This is a genomic window from Actinotignum urinale DSM 15805 (assembly GCF_000420445.1).
Taxonomy (GTDB): domain Bacteria; phylum Actinomycetota; class Actinomycetes; order Actinomycetales; family Actinomycetaceae; genus Actinotignum; species Actinotignum urinale.
Map to the genome: position 1 here is coordinate 1 of NZ_ATUY01000012.1, position 20,493 is coordinate 20,493.

Consider the following 20,493-nt stretch of genomic DNA (forward strand, 5'->3'; position numbering starts at 1 on the left):
GTTTGTTGGGTGAGGTCCCCGAGAGATTATCGGGTTGATAGGCCGGAAATGGAAGCATTGTGAGGTGTGGAGTTGACTGGTACTAATGACCGATAGCCTACAAAACACATATCATGGTATTAGTCGTGGTGTGTGGGTATGGGTAACAATGAAACATGTGGCATACCTTTTAAGGTGTGTGTGGGCAACAAGAGTGTTGTGTCGCGTCTACTATACGATTCCCGGCTACCAGGCCGAACAGCTCGGATCCTGCCTTGAGGGTGTGGGTCGTGTGTGGTGTGTGCGGGGTATAAAACAACCAAACAAGTAAACACATATATATGTGTGTGTGGTTGTTTCCCGATTGTTTTGGGTGGTGGTCATAGTGGTAGGGTAACGCCCGATACCATTTCGAACTCGGAAGCTAAGACTACTAACGCTGATGGTACTGCACTCGGTAGGGTGTGGGAGAGTAAGTCACTGCCACCCATCAAAACTTAATACAGTGTGGGGAGTGTCCACGAAAACCAAACAACGGTTTATCGTCGACACTCCCCACACACATACCCACACAACACAGATAACTTGAGATTGTCAATAAACAATCCCCGCAGGACAACCTTCCTGACAAATCACAAGGGTTTTCTAAAAAATAAATAGAGCTAGTGGCGAGTTTTCGCAGGGGATTGCTATCGGAGCATTTCTTGGATTGCTATCGTATCTACATAACTGGTTTTAACCACGACTATAACCATAAATCATTTCCAAAATAAAAACTGCTCTAAGGCTCGTATGTTTTATACGAGCCTTTTTCTCGAAATGTGAGACGTTCGACTTTTTGTTTTCTGAAAATTTGCCAGATGTTCAATTGATTCGTTTCCACAACGACTATAAGTTTCGCCTGATAAACCGCCAATTTCGCGAAACGAAAACCGCACACTGCAAATATGGAATCTTTTAAATTATCTATTTTGTGACTAGTGCCATGTCTTTATTCTTAAACAACCTTTTTTGGTGATACATTATCAGTGTATTCTCATCTTGAAAGGAGTGAAAATGCAGAAAGCACTCGAAAAAACAGGCTACAAAGGTAGCGAAAAACTGCTTTGGGGCATCGTTCTCGCAGTTATGACATTCTGGCTCTTCGCTGGAGCTTTGGGAGTTGTCGCCCCGGCGGTCATTTCAGATATTAATCCGAAAGACGGCACTGTTTACCTTGATGCCGCCTCCATGAACTTGGCAATTTCGCTTGCCGGTCTCTTCTCTGGTCTTTTCATCGTTCTTTTCGGTGGACTTGCCGATCGATTTGGTCGTGTGAAGGTTACTCTCGCAGGTATCGTTCTTAACTGCGCCGGTTCCCTTCTCATCGTCTTTGCGGCCGGAAAGCTCGCCCTTCCCCTCATGATGGGTGGCCGTGTTCTCCAGGGTCTTGCAGCGGCATGCATTATGCCCGCCTCCATGGCTTTGGTGAAGGCTTACTGGGATGGCCCGCAACGTCAGCGTGCTGTTTCCATGTGGTCCATCGGTTCCTGGGGTGGCTCCGGCTTCTCAGCTCTCTTCGGTGGTGCAGTTGTGCAATACCTCGGTTGGCGTGGAATTTACTCCCTGTCTGCCGCACTTTCCGTTCTCGCATTCCTCATGATTATCGGAACCCCGGAAAATGCGCCGAACAAGGGTAAGAAGACAAAGTTCGATTTTGTTGGTCTCCTCGTATTCCTTATTGGAACACTGGCAATGATGATTGTGTTCCTTTACGGTTCGAAGCTCGGTTGGGGTAGCCCAATAACTCTTGCACTTACCGCAACAGCCGTTGTCGCTTATGTTCTCTTTGTTCTTTACGAACGCAAGCAAGCGACACCATTCATCGATTTCGCCCTCTTCAAGAACACCACGTTCACCGGTGCAACGATCTCCAACTTCCTGCTCAACGGAACCATCGGTATGTTGCTTGTTTCCCAGCAGGTTATTGTGATGGCAGGCCACAAAGCTAGCGGTGAACTGTACACGGCTTGGGATGCCGGCTTGCTCACCATCGGTTACGGCGTCTTCATTATCGCCTTCATCCGCGTCGGTGAAAAGCTCCTCCAGCGTTTCGGTCCACGCAAGCCGATGATCTGGGGCTCCTTGATCGTGTCCGTCGCATGTATTCTTCTCATGATGACGCACCTGCTCATTGGCCAGTACAGGATTCTTGCCGTTGTTGCCTACTGCCTCTTCGGTCTCGGTCTCGCGTTCTACGCAACACCGTCCACAGATGCCGCTCTGTCCAGCCTTCCTGGAAACCAGGCGGGTGCCGGTGCCGGTATCTACAAGATGGCATCCTCGCTCGGTGGCGCTATCGGTATGGCTGTTTCCCTGTCCGTGTACTACTCGCTCATGGGAATGAAAGTTCCAGAGCTCATTGCACAGCAAGGGCGCCAAGACAATGTTAATATCCGACTCGCAGCTATGATTGCTCTCGGCGTGAACCTGATCTTCCTCATCCTCGCTATTCTTTCCGTTGTTATGACGGTTCCCAAGGGTGGCGGAAGCAAGGATCTTGGCCGTGTTGCCGAATCTCCCGCACCGAAGCCCCAGTTGGCTCCGGACGACAAGCGTGCGGTTATTATTGAGCGTCTCTCCCACATGTCCCTGGCGGATCTTGAAGAACTTGAACGCCAGATGCTCATGAATAAGGTGGGACAGGTCAATCCTGAAGTTCTACGCCAGATCGTTGAGAAATATAACTCTTAACGGTTCAAAGGTAGAACAAACCACAATTAAAATATAACCTTCGTGGGGTAGCGGTTATCCAGCCGTTACCCCACTTTTTTGCGCCCGGAACTGTGAAGAGAAAGCGATAAGGGAAGGCGACAGTGGTTCGTCGTCGTGAAAAAATGTGAAAACGAAACGCGACATAAGCAGATGTGAGGACGCTATTCTGAGTTGCAGTTACGTGCGTGAACAGTATTTTTCATAGGAGTTGCACCTTAAAACTTATTCCTTCTCGGAATTGGCGTGTTCTACGTGTTCGATGACGTCGGGAGTAAGTGTGGAACGCGAGTCTCCAAAAGTGGGGACGACGGTAGAGGGCGTTTCAATAAGCCAATTTCGGTCCGTGAGCATGCGCGAAACCGCGAGACCCGCACCAATGGCAACAATGACAAGGAAACAATTAAAGAGGGGGTCGATGGCGGCGACGGTGTCGTGGGCATTAATCGCGGCGAGCGCGCGGAAAAACATGGTTCCGGGAATCATGACGACGACGCTGGGAACCGAGAGGGAAACTCGCGAATGCTTGGAAAAATGCGAGAAAACAAAAGCGATAATTCCGACGCAGGTGGCGGCAAGCACACAGGCGATGACGTTGTAAAGTCCGGCGTCTTGAAGCGTGAGGCGGGTCGAATTAATTATGGCGCCGTTGAGGCCGGCGAGTAGGGCGGCGGACAAAGGGGCGCTGAAAAGCATGGCGAAACCGCTCGACGCTACAAATGTTGCCAGGCAACGCGCCACGAAAAGCCACGGTTCGGTAATGGAATAGCCGTCCACGGGGGCGATATGCGCGTGGAAAATCCAGGTCGGGAGCCAGACGGCCATGCCGGCACTCGCCATGAGAATAAAGGCGTAATTAAAGCGGATAATTCCGCAGGTGAGGTCGCCTCGAATCGTGTCCAAGAGGGCGGTAACAAGCGGGAAACCGGGAATAAGGAAGAGGAGGGAGGAAACGACGCCCGCCTGGTGCAGGGTGACCTCATGCGTGAGCGCGCCGTACCCCAAAACGATTCCCAAATACGCCGAGGAGGACACGACACCGGAAATAAACCATGCTCCCACGGAATTGCAGTGCCACGCGGTGAGCTGTTGACGAAGAAACTGGCCAATCATCGAGGCAAAAAATACGGTTGCGCATTCGACGAGACCGCCATGATTGAGGAAACAGAAACCGGAGCAGGCAAGGCCGGTCGCCAGGAGGAGCATCCAACGTTTGTAAAGGGGAGGTGTGGCGAGGATAGCATCCAGGGTGGCGTTGGCATCTTCGACGAGAATTGCCGAGGGAAGGTTGAGGACAAAGCGGTTGAGGGCGTCGATGCGGGCAGAGTTTGTGCCCATTGTGCGTTGCTCGGCAATCATTGTGCGGTAGGTTCCGCCCGCGTAGCAGGTGATGGAAATCGTGGTGTATGTTTGGCAGACGTGCACGGCGTCCACACCGACCGCGTGCCCGAGGCGTTGCATGGCGACTTTTGTGCGGTAGGCCGAGGCGCCGGCGCCAAGCAGGAGTGTTCCGAGACGCAAAATGACGTGAGATTGGTAGGCGAGTCGGTTGTGGGAGAGCGCCATGGCGTGGGTGTCCTCAATGGTGGCATTTTCTGCGTGGGAGGGGTGGGAGAGAGGAATGTGAAAATCGTGAGAGGGGTGTGTGGCGTGGTTTGGGTGGGTGGTGTGTAAGGTGCGTGTGGTGTGTAAGGTGTGTGAAGCGCGGGTTTGGTGTGTGGCGTGGCGTGTTCGTGGGGTTTGTTCTTGGTCTTGTGCCACGTTGCGTGGTGTTTCGTCGTGATGTGGCGTTACGTTGCGTGACTGAGAGACACTGTGTGTACGACGAGGGTCGTGCTGTTCCGATGCGGGGATATTGGATTGTAGTGGGGTTGCGATATTTTTAACATTTTCAACTTCCGCGGGGTTTCCTGAATCTTGAAGGGCCTCGGAATATGTGGGGTTGGTGGGGTTGCTTGAAGTACTCACTCTGCAAGATTACCCCTATCTCTTCTTGTTAGGCGAGTTTCTTATCTTTAGATGGACTCTCGTTAGGTAGGTTTTCGTTACTCGGTTTTGTTTTGCTGTTTCGCTGAGGTTTTCGTTACTCGGCTTTGTATTGTTGTGTCCGCGGAGCTTTTCGTATTCGCCCAAGATGCTGGAAGATAAAAATAGTGCCCTTGTGTGGTGTTTTGTTTATGTGCGCTCATGTGTGATGGTTTGTTTATAGGCCCCCTTGAGTTCGAGTAAAAAATAATGAGGGAGTCTTTTTGTAAAATATACCTAGTGGCAAAAGTCCCGATAAAGGAGAAACTATGAAATTCGTTGCTAGGTGTTCTGCACTAATGGTAGCCCTGCTTTTTTTCGCGGGTTGTGCAATAGTGCAGCACAGTTCGTCGTCGCAAAAAGATGTGGCGAATACGCAACATGGGACAAACATCCTTAGCGGATTGCGTGAGGTGGAGGTGCCTGAGATGGAGGTTCCCGAAGCGCCTGCCTCGCCAGCTCTTCCCGTGGAGGTGCGGGATGCTAAAGGTGAGAAAGTGGAGGTACGGGACGTATCCAGGATTGTCACCATTGATATGAGTTCCGCGATTTCTCAGACTTTGCTGAAACTTGGGCTGGGGAAGAATATTGTGGGAAAAACTGCGTCGGATACAGATGCTAGGCTCGCGCACGCAACGCAGATAAATAAGGGCGGGCCGAACCTCAATGTGGAAGCTATTTTGGCATTAAAACCATCGCTTGTGTTAACCGACGGAACATTGCGTGGAACAGAGGCGGTTTTTGCATCGTTAAAAAAAGCCGGAGTTACGGTTGTGTATGTGAAGCGGGCCATAAGTTTTGAGGAGGTTCCGGCGCGGATAGAGGCGGTCGCACATGCTGTGGGATTGCGGGACGAAGGCGAAAAACTTGCGAAAACTGTTGAAAAAGATATAACCGATGCGAAAAAAGAAGTCCTTGCGAAGGCGCAGGGTGCCGGTGTTGCCGGTGCGGGTGCGAAGGAGAAAGATTCGGACGAGGTTAGCTCGGGCGCGAAGGGTTCGGAGCCAGGCGCTCAGGCTGCTGGTTCGCAAGTAAAGGGTGCGCAAGCAAAGGATAGCCAGGCAAAGGGTGCTCAAGCTGGTGGCGCGCAAGTAAAAATTGTTTTCCTCAATATACGTCCTCAGGCAAAAATATTCACCATTATGGGGAAAGCTGCCGGGGCGAGCGACATTATTACAGCAGTCGGTGGTAAAGATGTTGCAGGTGAAGCAGGGATTGTAGAATCGAAACCAGCAAGCCAAGAAGCACTATTAACCGTTAACCCAGATGTTTATTTTGTGATGGCGCAAGGATTAAAAACTCTCGGAGGAGTTGACAAACTCCTTGAGCAGCCAGGAATTGCTCAAACACGAGCAGGCAAAGAAAAAAATATTGTGTCCATTCCAGATAACATTTCCCTATCATTTGGGCCACAAAGCGCAGATGTTATCCGCGCAATAGGAAAAGCGTTATATAAATAGGGTGGAAGAAAATAGAGTAAGTAAAGAATTGTGAGTATTGTCGAGATGGATCGGGTAGTGAGTTAGAAAGTTGCGCCGTGGCGCAATGAAGAGTTAGCTAGATGGCGAGTTGGGTTAATGAGTGAAGAAGCCACACATGGAACGTAACGAAAAAATATCAATTATAAGATCGGCAGGATGGAGAATCTCCTACCTGTGCTTCATGGCGACAACCTTCAGTATGCTGAGCTTCCTCTTTGGCGTCGGAACTAATCAAAGAATGACAGTCATCCTTACCGCACTTATGTGCATAGCCCTTGCCGTTATTATTGCATTTGTAGAAACAGTGATGAATGAAAACGGGGCTCGTGGCGAAGAACGAGCTCTTCGCCACGAGCTACTCGCTCGAACATACGCCCTCAACCTACATGGGTCAACACAAAGTCAGACACCGGCCAGATTGCTTCCCCTCCTGACAGATAGCGCGGAGCGAGTCACCACATATAGGCAAGCGTACCTAGGCACGGCAATAGGTTCGGTTACATTCCCCATTCTCCTCACACTCGGAATAGCCACGAGCATTGATAGTGTTATCGGTTTAGGTGCGCTTATTGGATACCTGCTTATCCCGGCATGTTTATACATCTTCATGAAGTTTGTGCGCAAAAGTTCCGGAGAGTCGCGCAAGCGCCGTGCACAACTCTCAGAAAGCTATATTGATGCGCTGAGAAATATGAGTATCATTCGCTTAAGTGGCGCCGGGCAGCGTGTCGAAAAAGAACTGGCGCGGCGCGGAGAAAATAACCGCACAGCCATTATGAAATTATTGGCAGCAAACCAGGTTGTTATTATCGTGATTGAAGGCGTATTCGGTCTACTTCTTCTTGCACTCACAACCGCCCTCACGATTCTGCGAATCGACTACCTGAATGTTGCCCAAGTAGTCGCCATTGCACTCCTGGTAGTTCTCCTCCTCGAACCCCTCACCCAAGTATCAGGATTTTTCTATATCGGCATGGGCGGGCGAGCAGCGCAAAAAGCAATCAACCGCTACATGAACACAGAAAAAACACCTTCACACCCGAAAGACAATCATTCCGGTGTTCGAGATTCTGGTGTGAGGGAATCTGCGGTCGAAGCAGTTGCTGTTAAGAGCGCTGGTGTTGAGGAAGTTGGCGTTGCGGGGAGTGTTTCTGAGGAAGGCATCGTTGCGCAGAGCGCTTCTGAAGAGTTTGTTTCCGGGGAAGGAGAGCTTGAGGAAGTTGGCGTTGCGGGGAGTGCGGACGCCGTCGAGAAAATACACGACGATGAACAGGCCTCACACCCGCAAGATAGCGGATCGAGCGGGGAATCCGATTTAAGAGAACCCGAAGAGGAAAAATTCCATGACGAGGAAAACGAAGGTCAGGAACAAGCGGATAGCAACGCACACGAAACGCTATATAAGTTAAACGATATTAGCATTGATTATGGACGCGGAAACGCACTGACGAATATTAACCTCACCATTAACGCCGGAGAAAACGTTATTATCACCGGGGCAAGCGGAGCGGGGAAAACAACACTCTTAGGTATCCTTAGTGGCAGACTCGCACCCCGGGCCGGAACTCTCGTTTTTGAGGGAAACCGCAACGAAAAAACACCCGAAAACATTAGAAAGCGCGTTGCCGTCGTCGAACAAAAAACATGGATGTTTACAGGGACTATTGCGGACAACCTACGCATTGCCGCACCACGCGCAACAGAAGAAGAAATGTGGCAAGCCCTGAAAAAAGCACGAATCGACACAGACATTAAGCAAATGCAATGCGGACTCGATACCTACATCGGTGAAAACTCGGGACTTATATCCGGCGGGCAAGCACAACGCATCAGCATCGCGCGAGCCATCCTTTCGAAACGCAACATTCTCATCTGCGACGAACCAACATCCCAAGTTGACAGCGAATCACAAGAAGCAATTATTGAATCACTCAAAGAACTCTCGGCAACACACACCCTCATTATCGTGACACACAGGCCTTCCCTCGCACACCTCGGACAACACTTCTACTACATGGACAGGGGATACATAAAAGAGGTGAAAACAGATGACAACAAATAAAACAGAGGCGCAAAACATGCCGACATTACGTAGCCAGTTGCAGTGGATACGATCCATTACGCGCCCGGTACACCGCCCCCTACTCATCTCCACCATCTGCAGAGCCCTAGCAACCATAAGCGACATACTCCTCTTCGGAACCATCGCCTACGCGCTGTTTATAGCATTAAACAGATATTCAGCATGGGGGTTAGTAGGAATCATTGTCCTCCTCGCCATACTTAAAGCAATACTCAGATACTACGAACAATTCACAGGACACTACGTCGCCTTCAAAGCACTAGAACTCCTGCGAACCCACGCATTCTCAAAACTCTGGCCCAAAGCGCCAGGAATCGTCGCACAATCAAAAACCGGGGAACTCCTAACAACCCTCACCAAAGATATCGACCGAATAGAAGTCCTCTACGCACACACCTTCGCCCCATTCGTCTGCGCATATATCCTCACACCCCTCGGCATCATAACAGGAGGGTTCCTCATAGGATGGAAAGCCATGATAGTGCCAGCAATCAGCGCACTATTAGCGCTCGTGGTTATCCCATGGATAGGTGCGCGTTCCTCCCAAAAAGCAACAACACGAGAACTTGAACAGAGAAGAAAACTCAACCAACACCTGACCGACACCCTCTACGGAATACCCGACGTTCTCACCTACGGCGCCCAAGAAAAACGCTTGAAAGAAACCGACGAACTGAGCGATAGCGTTATGGCAGTCGCGAAACCCGCACGAATCTATACGGCGCTAAGGCGAGCGCTCAACCTATTCGCCATGCTCAGCGCAACAGCATGGATAATATGGGTCGGAACCGAGCAATACTACACCCTTTTCAGCCAGGCCCTCCAAACACACGACGGACGCTACGCCATACATTTTGGCGCATTAACAATAGCCTGCGCAGTCGGAATGTTACGCCTATGGTCAGGCCCAAGCGACGTTGAAACTGTGGCAAGCGCCCTGCACGTGTCCATCGCGGCCGTAACACGCCTGCATCACATATGCACACATGACGACAACTTAAAAGACGGAGAAAAAACACTACCGACAGAAAAAACCGGGCTGAGTATCGACATCGACAACATCACCTACGCATATCCGCACGGTTCACAAGTATTGAAGGGCATCAGCCTTACAATTCCCGAAGGAAGCTACACCGTCATCACAGGGCATTCCGGATGCGGAAAATCAACACTTCTGCACCTCATCCAACGCTATGCAGACCCCGATACCGGAAAGATAAGCATCGACGGGATACCATTAACCGACATACAGCGAAATTCACTATATCGCCGAGTCTGCGCCGTCGCACAAAAAAACGATCTTATTAACGCCAGCATTGCATACAACCTTCGCCTCGGCGCACCAGACGCCACCGACGAAGAACTAGAACACGCATTACATATCGTCTCCATGGATCAAGACGTTCAAAATATGCCTGAAGGACTCGACACAAAAGTTGGAGGCAAACCCCAACATGGGCAACCCGCAGGATATGCACTCAGCGGGGGACAAGTGGCGCGATTGTGTCTCGCACGAGCATTGCTCATGCGCCCAGCCATACTTATTCTCGACGAATGGGCGGCAGCGCTCGACATCGACACAGAAGAAGAAATCCGCGAACGCCTGCGTGAAGAAATGCCAGGACTCACCATTATTGAAGTAACCCACCGGCACAATATCGCCGACGAAGCAGAAGCCGTTATCACCCTCGACAAAGGACGCATATTCCAGGGAGCTAACAACCAGTTAGCCACACAAACGGAAGAGAATAATGCCGAGACAGAGGGAAACGACGACGCAGTGACGGAAAGTGGCGACGCACAAGCGGAAAATGACACCACAGTTGCAGAAAATGATGACGTTGTAGGGGAAAATGGCGACGCACAAGGGGAAAGTGGCAGTACAGTGTCGGAAAATGGCGATGCGCTAGCGAAAGATAGCGCCACAACCGGGGAAAATCAAAGCGCGTGAACATTGAACCCATGAACAAGCATCACGCCACAACCGGAATGCAGAGGCGCGCCTACAGGCGAAGCCTCACCCTCGTGATGCTCACAATCCTCCTGGTAGGAGGAGCGCTCGTTTCCGCACACCTTGGACAATTCCCTCTTAGTATTTCCACAGTTCTGCGTGGCTTCGTGGCAGGTTTTGGGCTAACAGAACCGCCCAACCAAGACAACGCCATGGCGGCATTATGGGCAATACGTTTCCCGCGTATAGCCCTCGGAATAGTGGTAGGCGGTAGCCTCGCAGTTGCCGGGGCACTTATGCAAGCCATGTTCTCCAACCCCCTAGCGGAGCCGGGAATCATCGGCGTTTCCACAGGAAGTGCCATGGGAGCCGCTCTCGCCATTGTCTTTTTCCCAACCATTTTAGGCGGAGCACTTGTCCCCATATTTGCCTTTATTTTCGGCCTTATTGCCTGCCTACTCGTCTACCTCCTCGCCAAAAATGACGGTCGCGCCGAATCACTCACACTCGTCCTGACAGGAATCGCCGTCACAGCCGTCGGAAGCGCCCTCACATCCATCGCCATATACATAGCAGACACCAACGCCCGCGACCACATCATCTTCTGGCAAATGGGTTCACTCGCCGGGGCAAATTGGCAAAGCGTAGGACTCGTTACCCTCGCAACCGTCATAGGAACCGCCTTTTCCGTCGTCATCTCAAAAAAACTCGATATTCTCGCACTCGGAGAACGGGAAGCCACACACCTCGGGGTGAACGTAGACGCACTGAGAATAGTGGCAATCCTCCTCACCGCGCTCCTGACCGCATCAGCCGTAGCCTTCGCTGGAGTTATCGGATTCGTTGGACTCATCGTCCCGCACGTCATCCGCCTACTCATCGGCCCCGTCAACCGATGGCTCATACCCATATCATTCCTCGGTGGGGCAGTGCTCATTACCTACGCCGACCTCGCAGCCCGCACCCTCGTCCCCTTCAGCGAAATGCCCATAGGGATCTTCACTGCATTGGTAGGCGGGCCGACCTTCTTCATACTTCTACGACGCAACCTGCGACGCGGGCGACAAGGACTATAAAAGTGCAGAAAACGACGGAGAAAAAATGAGCGAGCAGTTTGGGGAGGGAAAAGTGAGTGAGCAGTATAGAGGAAAAGTACAGTCTGACGGAAAAGCGGGCGAGCGGTTTGGCGAAAACGAGCAGTTTGGGGGAAAAGTGAGTGAGCAGGTTGGCGAAAATAAACACGGACTCGCATTGCGTAATGTGTGTTTTTCCTACGGAAACACCCCGATAGTTCGTGGCGTTGATCTTGACGTATTCCCAGGTGAAATTCTTGGCGTGCTCGGCCCCAACGGAGCCGGAAAATCAACACTGTTGCGCCTTATCGCTGGAGATCTCCAGCCGGAGCGGGGAACAATTACCTACGCAGGGAAAAATCTCGCGCACTACAAACACCCCGAACATCAACGAAGCGTCATGCCACAAAGTAGCGAATTTCCCTTCGCGTATCTTGTTCGCGACGTCGTCGCCATGGGTGCAGACGTTGCCGAAAAACCATTCATATGGGATGACATAAACGCTGAGCAAAGCAACGTAGCAAGCAACACAGCAAGCAATACAGCAAGTAATACAGCAAGTAATACAACAACCAATATTGCAAGCAGTGCAACAAACAACGCAGCAAACAGCACAGCAAACAGCACAGCAAGCAACGGAGAAAACGCGCCTACGCACGGCCGTGAAAGCGCAGCCACGTTAAATATAGGAAACGTTAAAGGATACAACGATCGTAAAGCTAGTTACGACGATAATGATCAGACGAATGCGCTCGCACCTAGTTACGATAATGACCCGGTAAGCGCCGCTTTGAAAGCAAGTGGCGTCGAATATGCGGAGGATCGCGATGTCATGCGCCTTTCCGGCGGCGAGCAGGCGCGTGTCACCTTCGCGCGAGTCCTTGCACAAAATGCGCGCGTTATTCTCCTTGACGAACCCACCGCGGCGCTCGACATCTCACATCAACAACGCATTATGTCCATCGCCCACACCCTCGCCCTACGCGGGCACACGGTTATCGCCATCATGCACGACATCCAACTTGCGGCACAATACTGCCACCGCATCACCCTCATGAAAAACGGAGAAACAGTAACATGCGGGAATCCCATGCAAGTGCTCACAAGCGAGAGGCTCAGTGACGTGTATGAGTGGCCCATCAGGGTCGAAAAATTTTACGACGGAAACATTGCGATTCTGCCACAAAGTCATTGAAAAGCACCGAAAATCGTCGTCGATAAAACGCTGAAATAAGCTAACAGAAACCCCGTAAATAGTCTCACGCTATAAGACCATAATCCACAATGTGAGATTTCATCATTTTTTACTTCACTTACACCCAAAGCTCAGGTACTCTATGAAACATGGAAAAAATTCTCGTCGTCGTTATGTAGCGCACTACCGCCGTGAGGCAACCACGTAGTGCGCGCCCCTCAACATGGAGGGGCTATATTTTTGGAAAAGATTGCGAAAACGCAAGAATCCACATAACGCGACGAAAAGAATACGTAAGGAGGGCGCATGCCGACACAGCGCGAAAGCGATGCTGGTGAGAACGAAACTCACCCCCAGATTCGCGAACGAATGACGGGCGCACAAGCAATTGTTCGTTCACTCGAAGAATTGGGCGTGAAAGTTGCCTTCGGTCTACCAGGTGGCGCAATTTTGCACACCTATGATCCGCTCTACGATGTAGAACAACTCCGCCATATCCTCGTTCGCCATGAACAAGGTGGCGGGCATGCGGCAGAAGGATACGCGCTCGCAACCGGACTGCCCGGTGTCATGATTGCAACATCGGGGCCCGGCGCAACAAACCTTATCACCCCGCTACTAGACGCCAACATGGATTCCATCCCCCTTGTGTGCATCACCGGACAGGTCGGTGCCTCAGCAATTGGCACCGACGCCTTCCAGGAAGCCGATATTGTGGGGGCAACAATGCCCATGGTCAAACACTCCTTTCTTGTGACAGAAGGTAAAGATATTCCAGCACGTATTGCTGAAGCCTTCCACATCGCAACCACGGGACGCCCAGGGCCCGTGCTTGTGGACGTCGCAAAATCAGCACAGGGTGAAGAAATCGAATTTGTGTGGCCACCCGTGATGGACTTGCCCGGATACAAGCCGGTGTTACGTCCCAACGCACGCCAGGTTCGCGAAGCAGCGCGCCTGATTGCCACATCATCCCGTCCGGTTCTCTACGTTGGTGGTGGCGCCTCACGTGCACACGTCTCCAAAGCGATTACGTATCTCTCCGACATTACACACGCACCCGTTGTGACAACGCTCCCAGCGCGCGGAGTCGTGGCGGATTCGCATCCGAATAACCTCGGAATGCCGGGCATGCACGGAACAGTTCCGGCGGTTGGTGCGTTGCAACGTTCCGATCTTATCGTGTGCCTTGGCGCCCGATTCGACGACCGCGTGACAGGAAAACTTGACGATTTCGCACCCCACGCGCGCGTGGTCCACATCGATATCGACCCGGCAGAAATCAGTAAAAACCGCGAGGCAGACGTACCCATCGTCGGCGATCTTGCACTTACGGTTCCCATCCTTGTACAGGAAGTGAAAAACGCCCAAAAACAATACGGCGAAGCTGACCTTGAACAATGGTGGGCGTACCTCAACGGTTTGCGAAAGAAATTCCCGCTCGGATACGGTGAAACGACGGACGGGCTCATGTCCGGCCAGTACGTTATTGAACGCCTCAGCGAAGTCGTGGGAAGCGACGACGTTATTTGGGTAACCGGCGTGGGCCAACACCAAATGTGGGCAGCCCAGTTCATTAAGTTCGAAAAACCCCACCAGTTCCTCAGCTCGGGCGGTGCCGGAACAATGGGTTACGGAATTCCCGCAGGTATGGGAGCAAAAGTCGGGAAGCCAGAAAAAACCGTGTGGGTTATTGACGGCGACGGCTCCTTCCAGATGACAAACCAAGAACTGGCAACATGCCGTCTCAACGGCATCAACATTAAAGTTGCCATTATTAACAACTCCAGCCTCGGCATGGTTCGCCAATGGCAAACCCTGTTCTACAACGAACGCTACTCGTTCACCAACCTCGATAGCGACGTGACCCCGCACTATATTCCAGACTTCGTCAAACTCTCCGAGTCATACGACTGCGTAGCATGGCGTGTGGACAAGGCGGAGGACGTGGACGCCACCATCGAAAAAGCGATGAGTATTAACGACCGCCCGGTGGTTATCGACTTCATAACATCACCAGATGCCGAAGTGTGGCCCATGGTTCCAGCCGGCGTATCCAATTCGGAAATCCAATACGCCCGCGGAATACGTCCCGTCGCAGGCGAAGATCAAGCATAACGAGCACAGTTAAAGAGAGGAATAACATGTCAACTCGTTACACCCTGTCCGTGCTCGTGGAAAACAAGCCCGGCGTCCTTACCCGTGTTGCGGGCTTGTTTGCACGGCGCGCATTCAACATCCACTCCCTCGCCGTGGGGCAAACCGAAAATCCGCTTCTTTCCCGGATTACCCTCGTCGTCGACGGAGATGCGCACCCCCTCGAACAGGTGACAAAACAGCTCAACAAGCTGGTCAACGTCATTAAAATCGTCGAACTTCCCGATGCTCAATCCGTTCACCGCAGACTCATTTTGATTAAAGTTCGCGCAACCGACGAAACACGCGCAAACGTGCTTCAAGTTGCCGATCTTTTCCGCGCACACGTGGTAGACATGGTTCCCGAGGCCCTCACCATTGAGGCGACCGGAAGCCGACAGAAAATCGAGGCACTGCTGGCGGCGTTGAATCCCTATGGGGTCAAAGAAATTGTGCAGTCGGGAACCGTTGCCGTCGCGCGTGGAGCCCGTTCACTATCGGAGCGCGCCGCTGCGGAAATGGAAGCAACACGAGCCGAGTTCGCCGAACCCGTCGTGAAGGGATGGGACGAAAATACCGACTGTTAAGCGCATAAGTACGCTTGTATCGTGTGCGGGCTCGTGCCGCAAATGGAACACAGATGTGTTACGACGAAAAACCTCGCGTTTCGATTAAGAACCGATGAGGTGCCGAATGAGGTGCGCACGTTTTTTGCCCACCTTACAAATTCATAAAATCAACAAGTTTACAAAGTTCACAAAGTTTCCAACAAACAAATAAAGGAGAAACTCATGGCGGAAATCTTCCATGATAAAGATGCCGATTTGTCCCTCATCCAGAACAAGAAAGTAGCCATTATTGGTTACGGTTCGCAGGGACATGCCCACGCGCTCAACCTGCGGGATTCCGGTGTGGAGGTCGTTGTTGGCCTTCGCGAAGGTTCCAAATCTGTTGAAAAGGCAAAGGAACAGGGTCTCGTCGTTAAGTCCGTCGCGGATGCCGTGAAGGAAGCGGACGTTGTGATGATTCTCGTTCCGGATCAGACTCAGGCAACACTGTGGAAGTCCGAAATTGAACCAAACCTCAAGCCGAACGCAGCTATTTTCTTCGCACACGGTTTCAACATTCACTTCGGTTATGTTAAGCCGGCAGCGGGACACGACGTGTGCATGGTCGCCCCCAAGGGGCCGGGCCATACCGTTCGTCGCCAGTACGAAGAAGGCCGTGGCGTTCCCGTGCTCGTGTGCGTGGAACAGGATGCTTCCGGCCAGGCATGGGATATTGCCCTCGCATACGCGGCCGCTATCGGCGGTACCCGTGCAGGCGCCATTAAGACGACCTTCAAGGAAGAAACAGAAACCGACCTCTTCGGTGAACAGACCGTTCTTTGCGGTGGCGTTTCCCAGCTTATTGCCTACGGTTTTGAAACCCTCGTGGAAGCCGGATACCAGCCCGAAATGGCATACTTCGAAGTCTGCCACGAATTGAAGCTCATCGTTGACCTCATCAACGAAGGTGGCCTCACCAAGCAACGCTGGTCCTGCTCCGACACGGCAGAATACGGCGATTACGTTTCCGGCCCGCGCGTTATCACACCTGTTGTGAAGGAGAACATGAAGGAAGTTCTCGCAGATATCCAGAGTGGCGCATTCGCTAAGCGCTTCATGGATGATCAGGGCGCCGGCGCACCCGAATTCAAGAAGTTCCGTGAAGAACACCAGAACCATCCGATCGAAAAGACCGGGCGGGAAGTTCGTTCCATGTTCGCATGGAACACTGATGTGGACGCCGATTACGTCGACGGCCAGGCTGCTCGCTAAATAGCGCGAGGCTTTTGCTGTTGAGTCTGGTGCTGGCGGTTAGTGGCCGGGCTTGCTAATCGATGTAAGGCTTTTGGCGCTGATTCGGGTAGTGAAGGCTAATGGCCGGGAGGTGCGTTAAATAGCGCGCAAGGCCTGCCGGCCACCGTGAGTACCTGGGGCTTTCCCGCATACACTCAACCGTGTGAAGCACTAATGGCGTATGTTTAACGAACGGGCGGGTAACTCTTCCGAGTTACCCGCCCGTTTTTTGCGCCCTTGGCGTGGGTGCCCCGTGTGCATGGTAGAGGCAAGCCGGATCTTGGTGAGCGAACTTGGTGACGGGTTGGTTTTTACGGGTGAGTTTTAGCCTTCCGTACCCCAAGTAGTAGGGAAAAGATTTCGAGGCTGCGCTCCGGGGAATGATGGCGCTCGGCTATGCGGGTGCGAACGTGACAATGCCATACAAAACAATCGCGCTGAAATATTTGGACGAACTCACGCCCACCGCCGCGCTCATGGGCGCCGTGAACACCGTGGAGTTCAAAGACGGCAAAATGATTGGGCACAACACGGACGGCCTGGGGCTGCTTGAAGTTTTGGAGGCCACAGGCGTGGACCTTCCGGGTGCAAAAATGGTTGTCCTCGGCGCGGGAGGCGCAGGTTCCGCCGTGTTTGTGGAGGCCACAATCAAAGGCGTTAAACACCTCAAAGTTTTCAACGCAAACGATCAATTCTTTGAGCCAACACGCAAGCACCTCGCCCACATTTCCGAAGAAACCGGGGCGACGATCTAGCTCGTGGATTTAGCCGATAAGGAGGCTCTGAAGGCCACGGTGGGCGAAGCCGACATCGTTGTGAACGCAACCCGCGTAGGGATGGGCGATCTTGCCGACCAGTCCAACCTCGAGCAGGAATGGATGCGTCCGGGACAAATGATTGTTGACACGACCTACATTCCCGTTATCACCGAGTTGCTACGGCGCGCGGAAGCTGCTGGGGCGACGCCGATCACCGGCCTGACAATGCTCGTTGCCCAGGGCGCCCTCGGCGAAAAAATCTGGTTCGGCGTGGACATGCCCATTGACGACGTAAAGCGCGATGTTTTCAAAGATTTGAAGTAAAGGTGATGTAAAGAAACGCGCGCTTTGTTGCGTAATGTGTGCAAAATAAGCCGTAGCGAAGCGCGCGTTTCGGCCCCGAACCGGTTTAAAGGGAGTTTTTTGCAGGCAAAAACGTGAGTTAGTGGATGGAAGGGATTGCTTTATTACTTCCTTTGATAAACTTTACCGTAAGCTGTTACAAGGTGCTTGTTTTAAATGGGTTAATTTTTCTCAAAAGTGCTCTGATTTTTCCTACGCACGTGGGGATGAGGTTGGGAATTAGTTCATTTTCCTCTGATAAACTGTACAAAGTATCATTACCGTAAGAGTATGTGTTGGGAATTAGTTCAATTTCCTTCTGATAGACTTTAAAATTCGTAATACACATGTTACAGTTGTTACATGAGTACTCAAGGAACAGTAGCGCTAAACCTACGCATAAACGCGGAAACCGGAAACCAGCTAGATCTTTTGGCGAAAAAAACCAACAGGTCTAAAAGCTTTTACGTCCGGGAACTCATCGAACGCGGACTAGAACAACTCATGTGGGAAATGGACATTCTTCAAGAAGTAGAAGACGTTCGTACCGGAAAATCACGCACATATACCCTTGATGAAGTACGAGCGAAATATGCAGGCTAAATGGCGTGTCAAGTTGTCCAGCAAAGCAGAAAAACAGGTGCTGAAACTCGACAAAAAACCCTTTGACGCCATTATGAGCTACCTAAAACAACTCGAGTTTATAGATAATCCCAGAAGCACTGGAAAAGCCCTACAAGGCAACCTCAAAGGCTTATGGCGCTACCGCGTGGGAAACTATCGAATCATTTGCAACATACAAGACAAAGAATTAACCATCTACGCTGTAGACATCGACCACCGAAAAAACATCTACCGACACAAAGTTGGGAATTAGTTCAAATTCTTTCTGATAGACTTCCCTACTGCTTTGGGTAGCTCCCAAGTTAATTGGGAATTAGTTCAAATTCTTTCTGATAGACTTCTGCGGCCGTAATATGTTCACACATTAAGGCGGGGATCGAATTCGCAGCCTTCGCCTTTGGCGGGAATCTAATTTACAATCTGCGCCCTTGGCTGGAAATAAACTTACAATCTGCGCCCCCGGCGAGAATCGAACTCACAACCTGCAGATTAGAAGTCTGTCGCTCTATCCGTTGAGCTACGGGGGCTAAAAATGCAACTACACAAATATACCGTATTTTTCGTACACTGTGAATAAAAACTTCGTTGTGTAGTGCATCCATCGCGCCTTTCCAAAGTTCCCACCTCCATTACACCTCCCACCGTTGCGCAAAACGCGCCGATGTATGACATAACGTAATGAATAAGCGACAATAGTAATCGTGGAAGATAAGCGAAACCTCTCAACACTCATCGAAAGAACCATTGAGGCTCTCGAAAACGCCCGCATGCCCCTCAATATCCCCGGCGCACAAAACATTAACGCCCAAGCCCAGCAGCTTATTACCCAATTAAAAAACCGCGTTCTTCCACGTTTACGCAACCCAGAAGTCCCCGCTATCGTCGTCCTTGGGGGGTCTTCGGGAGCAGGGAAATCCACGCTTTTTAATTCTTTTGTGGGGCAGGAGATTTCCCCCGCATCCGTTCTTCGCCCAACAACTCGAACACCCGTTATTGCCATGCATCCCGACGATGTCGCGCACATGGCCGGGCACGCAGTTCTTGAATTAGGCGACGTCCACGTTCTCGATTCGGCTATCCCGGGGGTCGTTCTTGTGGATGCACCCGATTTGGATTCCGTGGATGAAGAGAATCGCGCATTGTCCCGTACGTTGCTGGATTGCGCGGATTTGTGGTTATTTGTGACGACGGCGAACCGCTACGGAGACGCTATAGCGTGGAGTGTTGTGCTCGATGCGTATAACCGGGGCTTAACTGTTGCGATTGTTTTGAACCGTGTGCGCGATAGTGCGCTGGAAACTGTGCGTCGCGATCTTGTGCAGAGAATGGGGCAGGAAGGAATGAAGGATGCCCCGCTTCTTGTTGTTTCGGATAATGGCCCAACCGAGGGTCTGTTGCCGGCTGATATTATCCGTGAACCCTACGGCTGGCTCTGTTCAATTTCGAATTCGCATTTTGGGCACGCCCTGATTCAGCGGTCGAACTCGCTCATGATGCCTCGTTTGGCAACACACCTTGAGATTATTAGCCAGGCTGTGGATATGCAGGCATCTGCCGTCGAACAATTGAAAAAAATTGTTCACGATATTTCTGAGCAAACGTTGGCGAAACTTCAGGAACATGCCGAGCAGGGAGGGTACGGGAGCGGTGCGCCCACAACCACGTGGTTGTCGGTGGCGAGTTCTGGCGGGCCGCTGGCGGATATACAGCCGGCGAAATCCGCGAAATTCCGCCGTAGGGGCGGGCTTGCTAGGCGTGATACCTCCGCAACTCTTGTTTTTGATTCGGTTCGTGCAGCGATTCACCTGGCCCTCACTCAGGCGCTCGAACTTCTTGTGCAAGAAATTTACCAGGCGTGGACAACACAAGATGTGAATGTCCCGGAGTTGGCCTCGCGCGCTCGGGACGCCGTTAATGTTGAGGAAATTTCGCACGAAGCGTTACGTGCGTGGATGGGCGACATTAAAACACTTGTTGCGAATAAGGACGGCAAGGGTTGGTTTGGTGCGGCGGGAATGGCGTCCGTTTTAGGTGCTGGCGCGGGAGGCGTTGCGGGCGCCGTGAAAATTGCGGTGGCTTTGTGCTCGGATGCGGCGCTGGAAATGGCTCGAAGCAATCTTGCGCAACGATGCGCAGAGGCGTGTGGTCGTGTTGTGGATACGTATTGTGAACAATTGGTAGATGTGCCGCTCGGGAGCGGGCGAACCTTGCGGTTGCGCGCCGTTGATTTTAAAGATCGGTTTTAGGTGGAAAG

The 20,493-nt window shown here is 51.8% G+C and carries 14 protein-coding genes, 1 tRNA gene, 2 rRNA genes and 1 pseudogene; 16 read left to right on the plus strand and 2 right to left on the minus strand.

The features are described 5' to 3' along the window. From G445_RS11815 to G445_RS0107815, 3 genes are all read left to right on the plus strand, one after another. Window positions 1–106, plus strand: a 23S ribosomal RNA gene (locus G445_RS11815); the annotation flags it as partial. 245 nt (window positions 107–351) lie between these two features. Beyond that, window positions 352–468: ribosomal RNA gene (gene rrf / locus G445_RS0107805) — 5S ribosomal RNA — on the plus strand. A 567-nt stretch (window positions 469–1,035) separates the two neighbouring features. Further along, window positions 1,036–2,712: an MFS transporter gene (locus tag G445_RS0107815; protein WP_022866983.1), complete on the plus strand. Its 1,677-nt coding sequence runs from the start codon at window positions 1,036–1,038 to the stop codon at window positions 2,710–2,712. 243 nt (window positions 2,713–2,955) lie between these two features. Here G445_RS0107815 and G445_RS10355 read toward each other — a convergent pair whose 3' ends face one another. Continuing rightward, window positions 2,956–4,698, minus strand: a complete 1,743-nt coding sequence (locus G445_RS10355; protein ID WP_022866984.1) for a threonine/serine exporter family protein — start codon at window positions 4,696–4,698, stop codon at window positions 2,956–2,958. Between the two features lie 326 nt (window positions 4,699–5,024). On the opposite strand from G445_RS10355, the gene G445_RS10965 reads away from it, so the two are divergent. The 12 genes and pseudogenes from G445_RS10965 to G445_RS0107875 all read left to right on the plus strand — a co-directional run bounded on the left by G445_RS10965 (window position 5,025) and on the right by G445_RS0107875 (window position 18,492). Further along, a complete protein-coding gene (locus tag G445_RS10965) occupies window positions 5,025–6,215 on the plus strand; it encodes a heme/hemin ABC transporter substrate-binding protein (RefSeq protein WP_051127041.1) in 1,191 nt (396 codons plus the stop codon). 136 nt (window positions 6,216–6,351) lie between these two features. After that, entirely contained in the window at window positions 6,352–8,298 is a 1,947-nt protein-coding gene (locus G445_RS10970; RefSeq protein WP_084676533.1) for an ATP-binding cassette domain-containing protein, read from the plus strand. Beyond that, entirely contained in the window at window positions 8,285–10,270 is a 1,986-nt protein-coding gene (locus G445_RS10380; protein ID WP_022866987.1) for an amino acid ABC transporter ATP-binding/permease protein, read from the plus strand. The genes G445_RS10970 and G445_RS10380 overlap by 14 nt, the downstream gene beginning before the upstream one ends. Beyond that, on the plus strand, window positions 10,267–11,346 hold the full coding sequence (locus G445_RS0107840) for a FecCD family ABC transporter permease (RefSeq protein WP_022866988.1): 1,080 nt from the start codon (window positions 10,267–10,269) through the stop codon (window positions 11,344–11,346). The genes G445_RS10380 and G445_RS0107840 overlap by 4 nt, the downstream gene beginning before the upstream one ends. Window positions 11,347–11,371: 25 nt before the next feature. Then, window positions 11,372–12,538 carry an ABC transporter ATP-binding protein gene (locus tag G445_RS10975; protein WP_022866989.1) on the plus strand — a complete coding sequence of 389 codons (1,167 nt, stop codon included), beginning with the start codon at window positions 11,372–11,374 and terminating at the stop codon, window positions 12,536–12,538. 306 nt (window positions 12,539–12,844) lie between these two features. Then, window positions 12,845–14,656, plus strand: coding sequence for an acetolactate synthase large subunit (locus G445_RS10395; protein WP_022866990.1), 1,812 nt, complete (start codon window positions 12,845–12,847; stop codon window positions 14,654–14,656). 26 nt (window positions 14,657–14,682) lie between these two features. Further along, the gene (ilvN, locus tag G445_RS0107855; RefSeq protein ID WP_022866991.1) at window positions 14,683–15,261 is read left to right on the plus strand and encodes an acetolactate synthase small subunit; all 579 of its coding nucleotides are present in this window, start codon (window positions 14,683–14,685) and stop codon (window positions 15,259–15,261) included. A gap of 204 nt (window positions 15,262–15,465) precedes the next feature. After that, window positions 15,466–16,494 (plus strand): ketol-acid reductoisomerase, encoded by a 1,029-nt coding sequence (ilvC, locus tag G445_RS0107860; protein WP_022866992.1) that lies wholly within the window; start codon window positions 15,466–15,468, stop codon window positions 16,492–16,494. A 389-nt stretch (window positions 16,495–16,883) separates the two neighbouring features. Next, window positions 16,884–17,270: pseudogene (locus G445_RS10980) on the plus strand (shikimate dehydrogenase family protein); the annotation flags it as partial. Between the two features lie 3 nt (window positions 17,271–17,273). Further along, window positions 17,274–17,597 (plus strand): hypothetical protein, encoded by a 324-nt coding sequence (locus G445_RS10985; RefSeq protein ID WP_051127043.1) that lies wholly within the window; start codon window positions 17,274–17,276, stop codon window positions 17,595–17,597. A 381-nt stretch (window positions 17,598–17,978) separates the two neighbouring features. Next, complete coding sequence (gene relB / locus G445_RS0107870) at window positions 17,979–18,218, plus strand: type II toxin-antitoxin system RelB family antitoxin (RefSeq protein WP_022866993.1); 240 nt, start codon at window positions 17,979–17,981, stop codon at window positions 18,216–18,218. Continuing rightward, window positions 18,208–18,492 (plus strand): type II toxin-antitoxin system RelE family toxin, encoded by a 285-nt coding sequence (locus G445_RS0107875; protein ID WP_022866994.1) that lies wholly within the window; start codon window positions 18,208–18,210, stop codon window positions 18,490–18,492. Before relB ends, G445_RS0107875 begins: the two co-directional genes overlap by 11 nt. 201 nt (window positions 18,493–18,693) lie before the next feature. Here G445_RS0107875 and G445_RS0107880 read toward each other — a convergent pair. Further along, window positions 18,694–18,766, minus strand: a tRNA-Arg gene (locus G445_RS0107880). A 174-nt stretch (window positions 18,767–18,940) separates the two neighbouring features. Here G445_RS0107880 and G445_RS10405 point away from each other — a divergent pair. Further along, on the plus strand, window positions 18,941–20,485 hold the full coding sequence (locus G445_RS10405; RefSeq protein WP_022866995.1) for a GTPase: 1,545 nt from the start codon (window positions 18,941–18,943) through the stop codon (window positions 20,483–20,485). The last annotated feature ends 8 nt before the right edge of the window (window positions 20,486–20,493 follow it).

Coding starts and splice junctions, on each gene's coding strand:
- G445_RS10395 (WP_022866990.1), top strand. CDS start 12,845: ATGCCGACACAGCGCGAAAGCGATGCTGGTGAGAACGAAACTCACCCC.
- G445_RS10380 (WP_022866987.1), top strand. CDS start 8,285: ATGACAACAAATAAAACAGAGGCGCAAAACATGCCGACATTACGTAGC.
- G445_RS0107875 (WP_022866994.1), top strand. CDS start 18,208: ATGCAGGCTAAATGGCGTGTCAAGTTGTCCAGCAAAGCAGAAAAACAG.
- ilvN (WP_022866991.1), top strand. CDS start 14,683: ATGTCAACTCGTTACACCCTGTCCGTGCTCGTGGAAAACAAGCCCGGC.
- G445_RS0107815 (WP_022866983.1), top strand. CDS start 1,036: ATGCAGAAAGCACTCGAAAAAACAGGCTACAAAGGTAGCGAAAAACTG.
- G445_RS10975 (WP_022866989.1), top strand. CDS start 11,372: ATGAGCGAGCAGTTTGGGGAGGGAAAAGTGAGTGAGCAGTATAGAGGA.
- ilvC (WP_022866992.1), top strand. CDS start 15,466: ATGGCGGAAATCTTCCATGATAAAGATGCCGATTTGTCCCTCATCCAG.
- G445_RS10965 (WP_051127041.1), top strand. CDS start 5,025: ATGAAATTCGTTGCTAGGTGTTCTGCACTAATGGTAGCCCTGCTTTTT.
- relB (WP_022866993.1), top strand. CDS start 17,979: ATGAGTACTCAAGGAACAGTAGCGCTAAACCTACGCATAAACGCGGAA.
- G445_RS10970 (WP_084676533.1), top strand. CDS start 6,352: ATGGAACGTAACGAAAAAATATCAATTATAAGATCGGCAGGATGGAGA.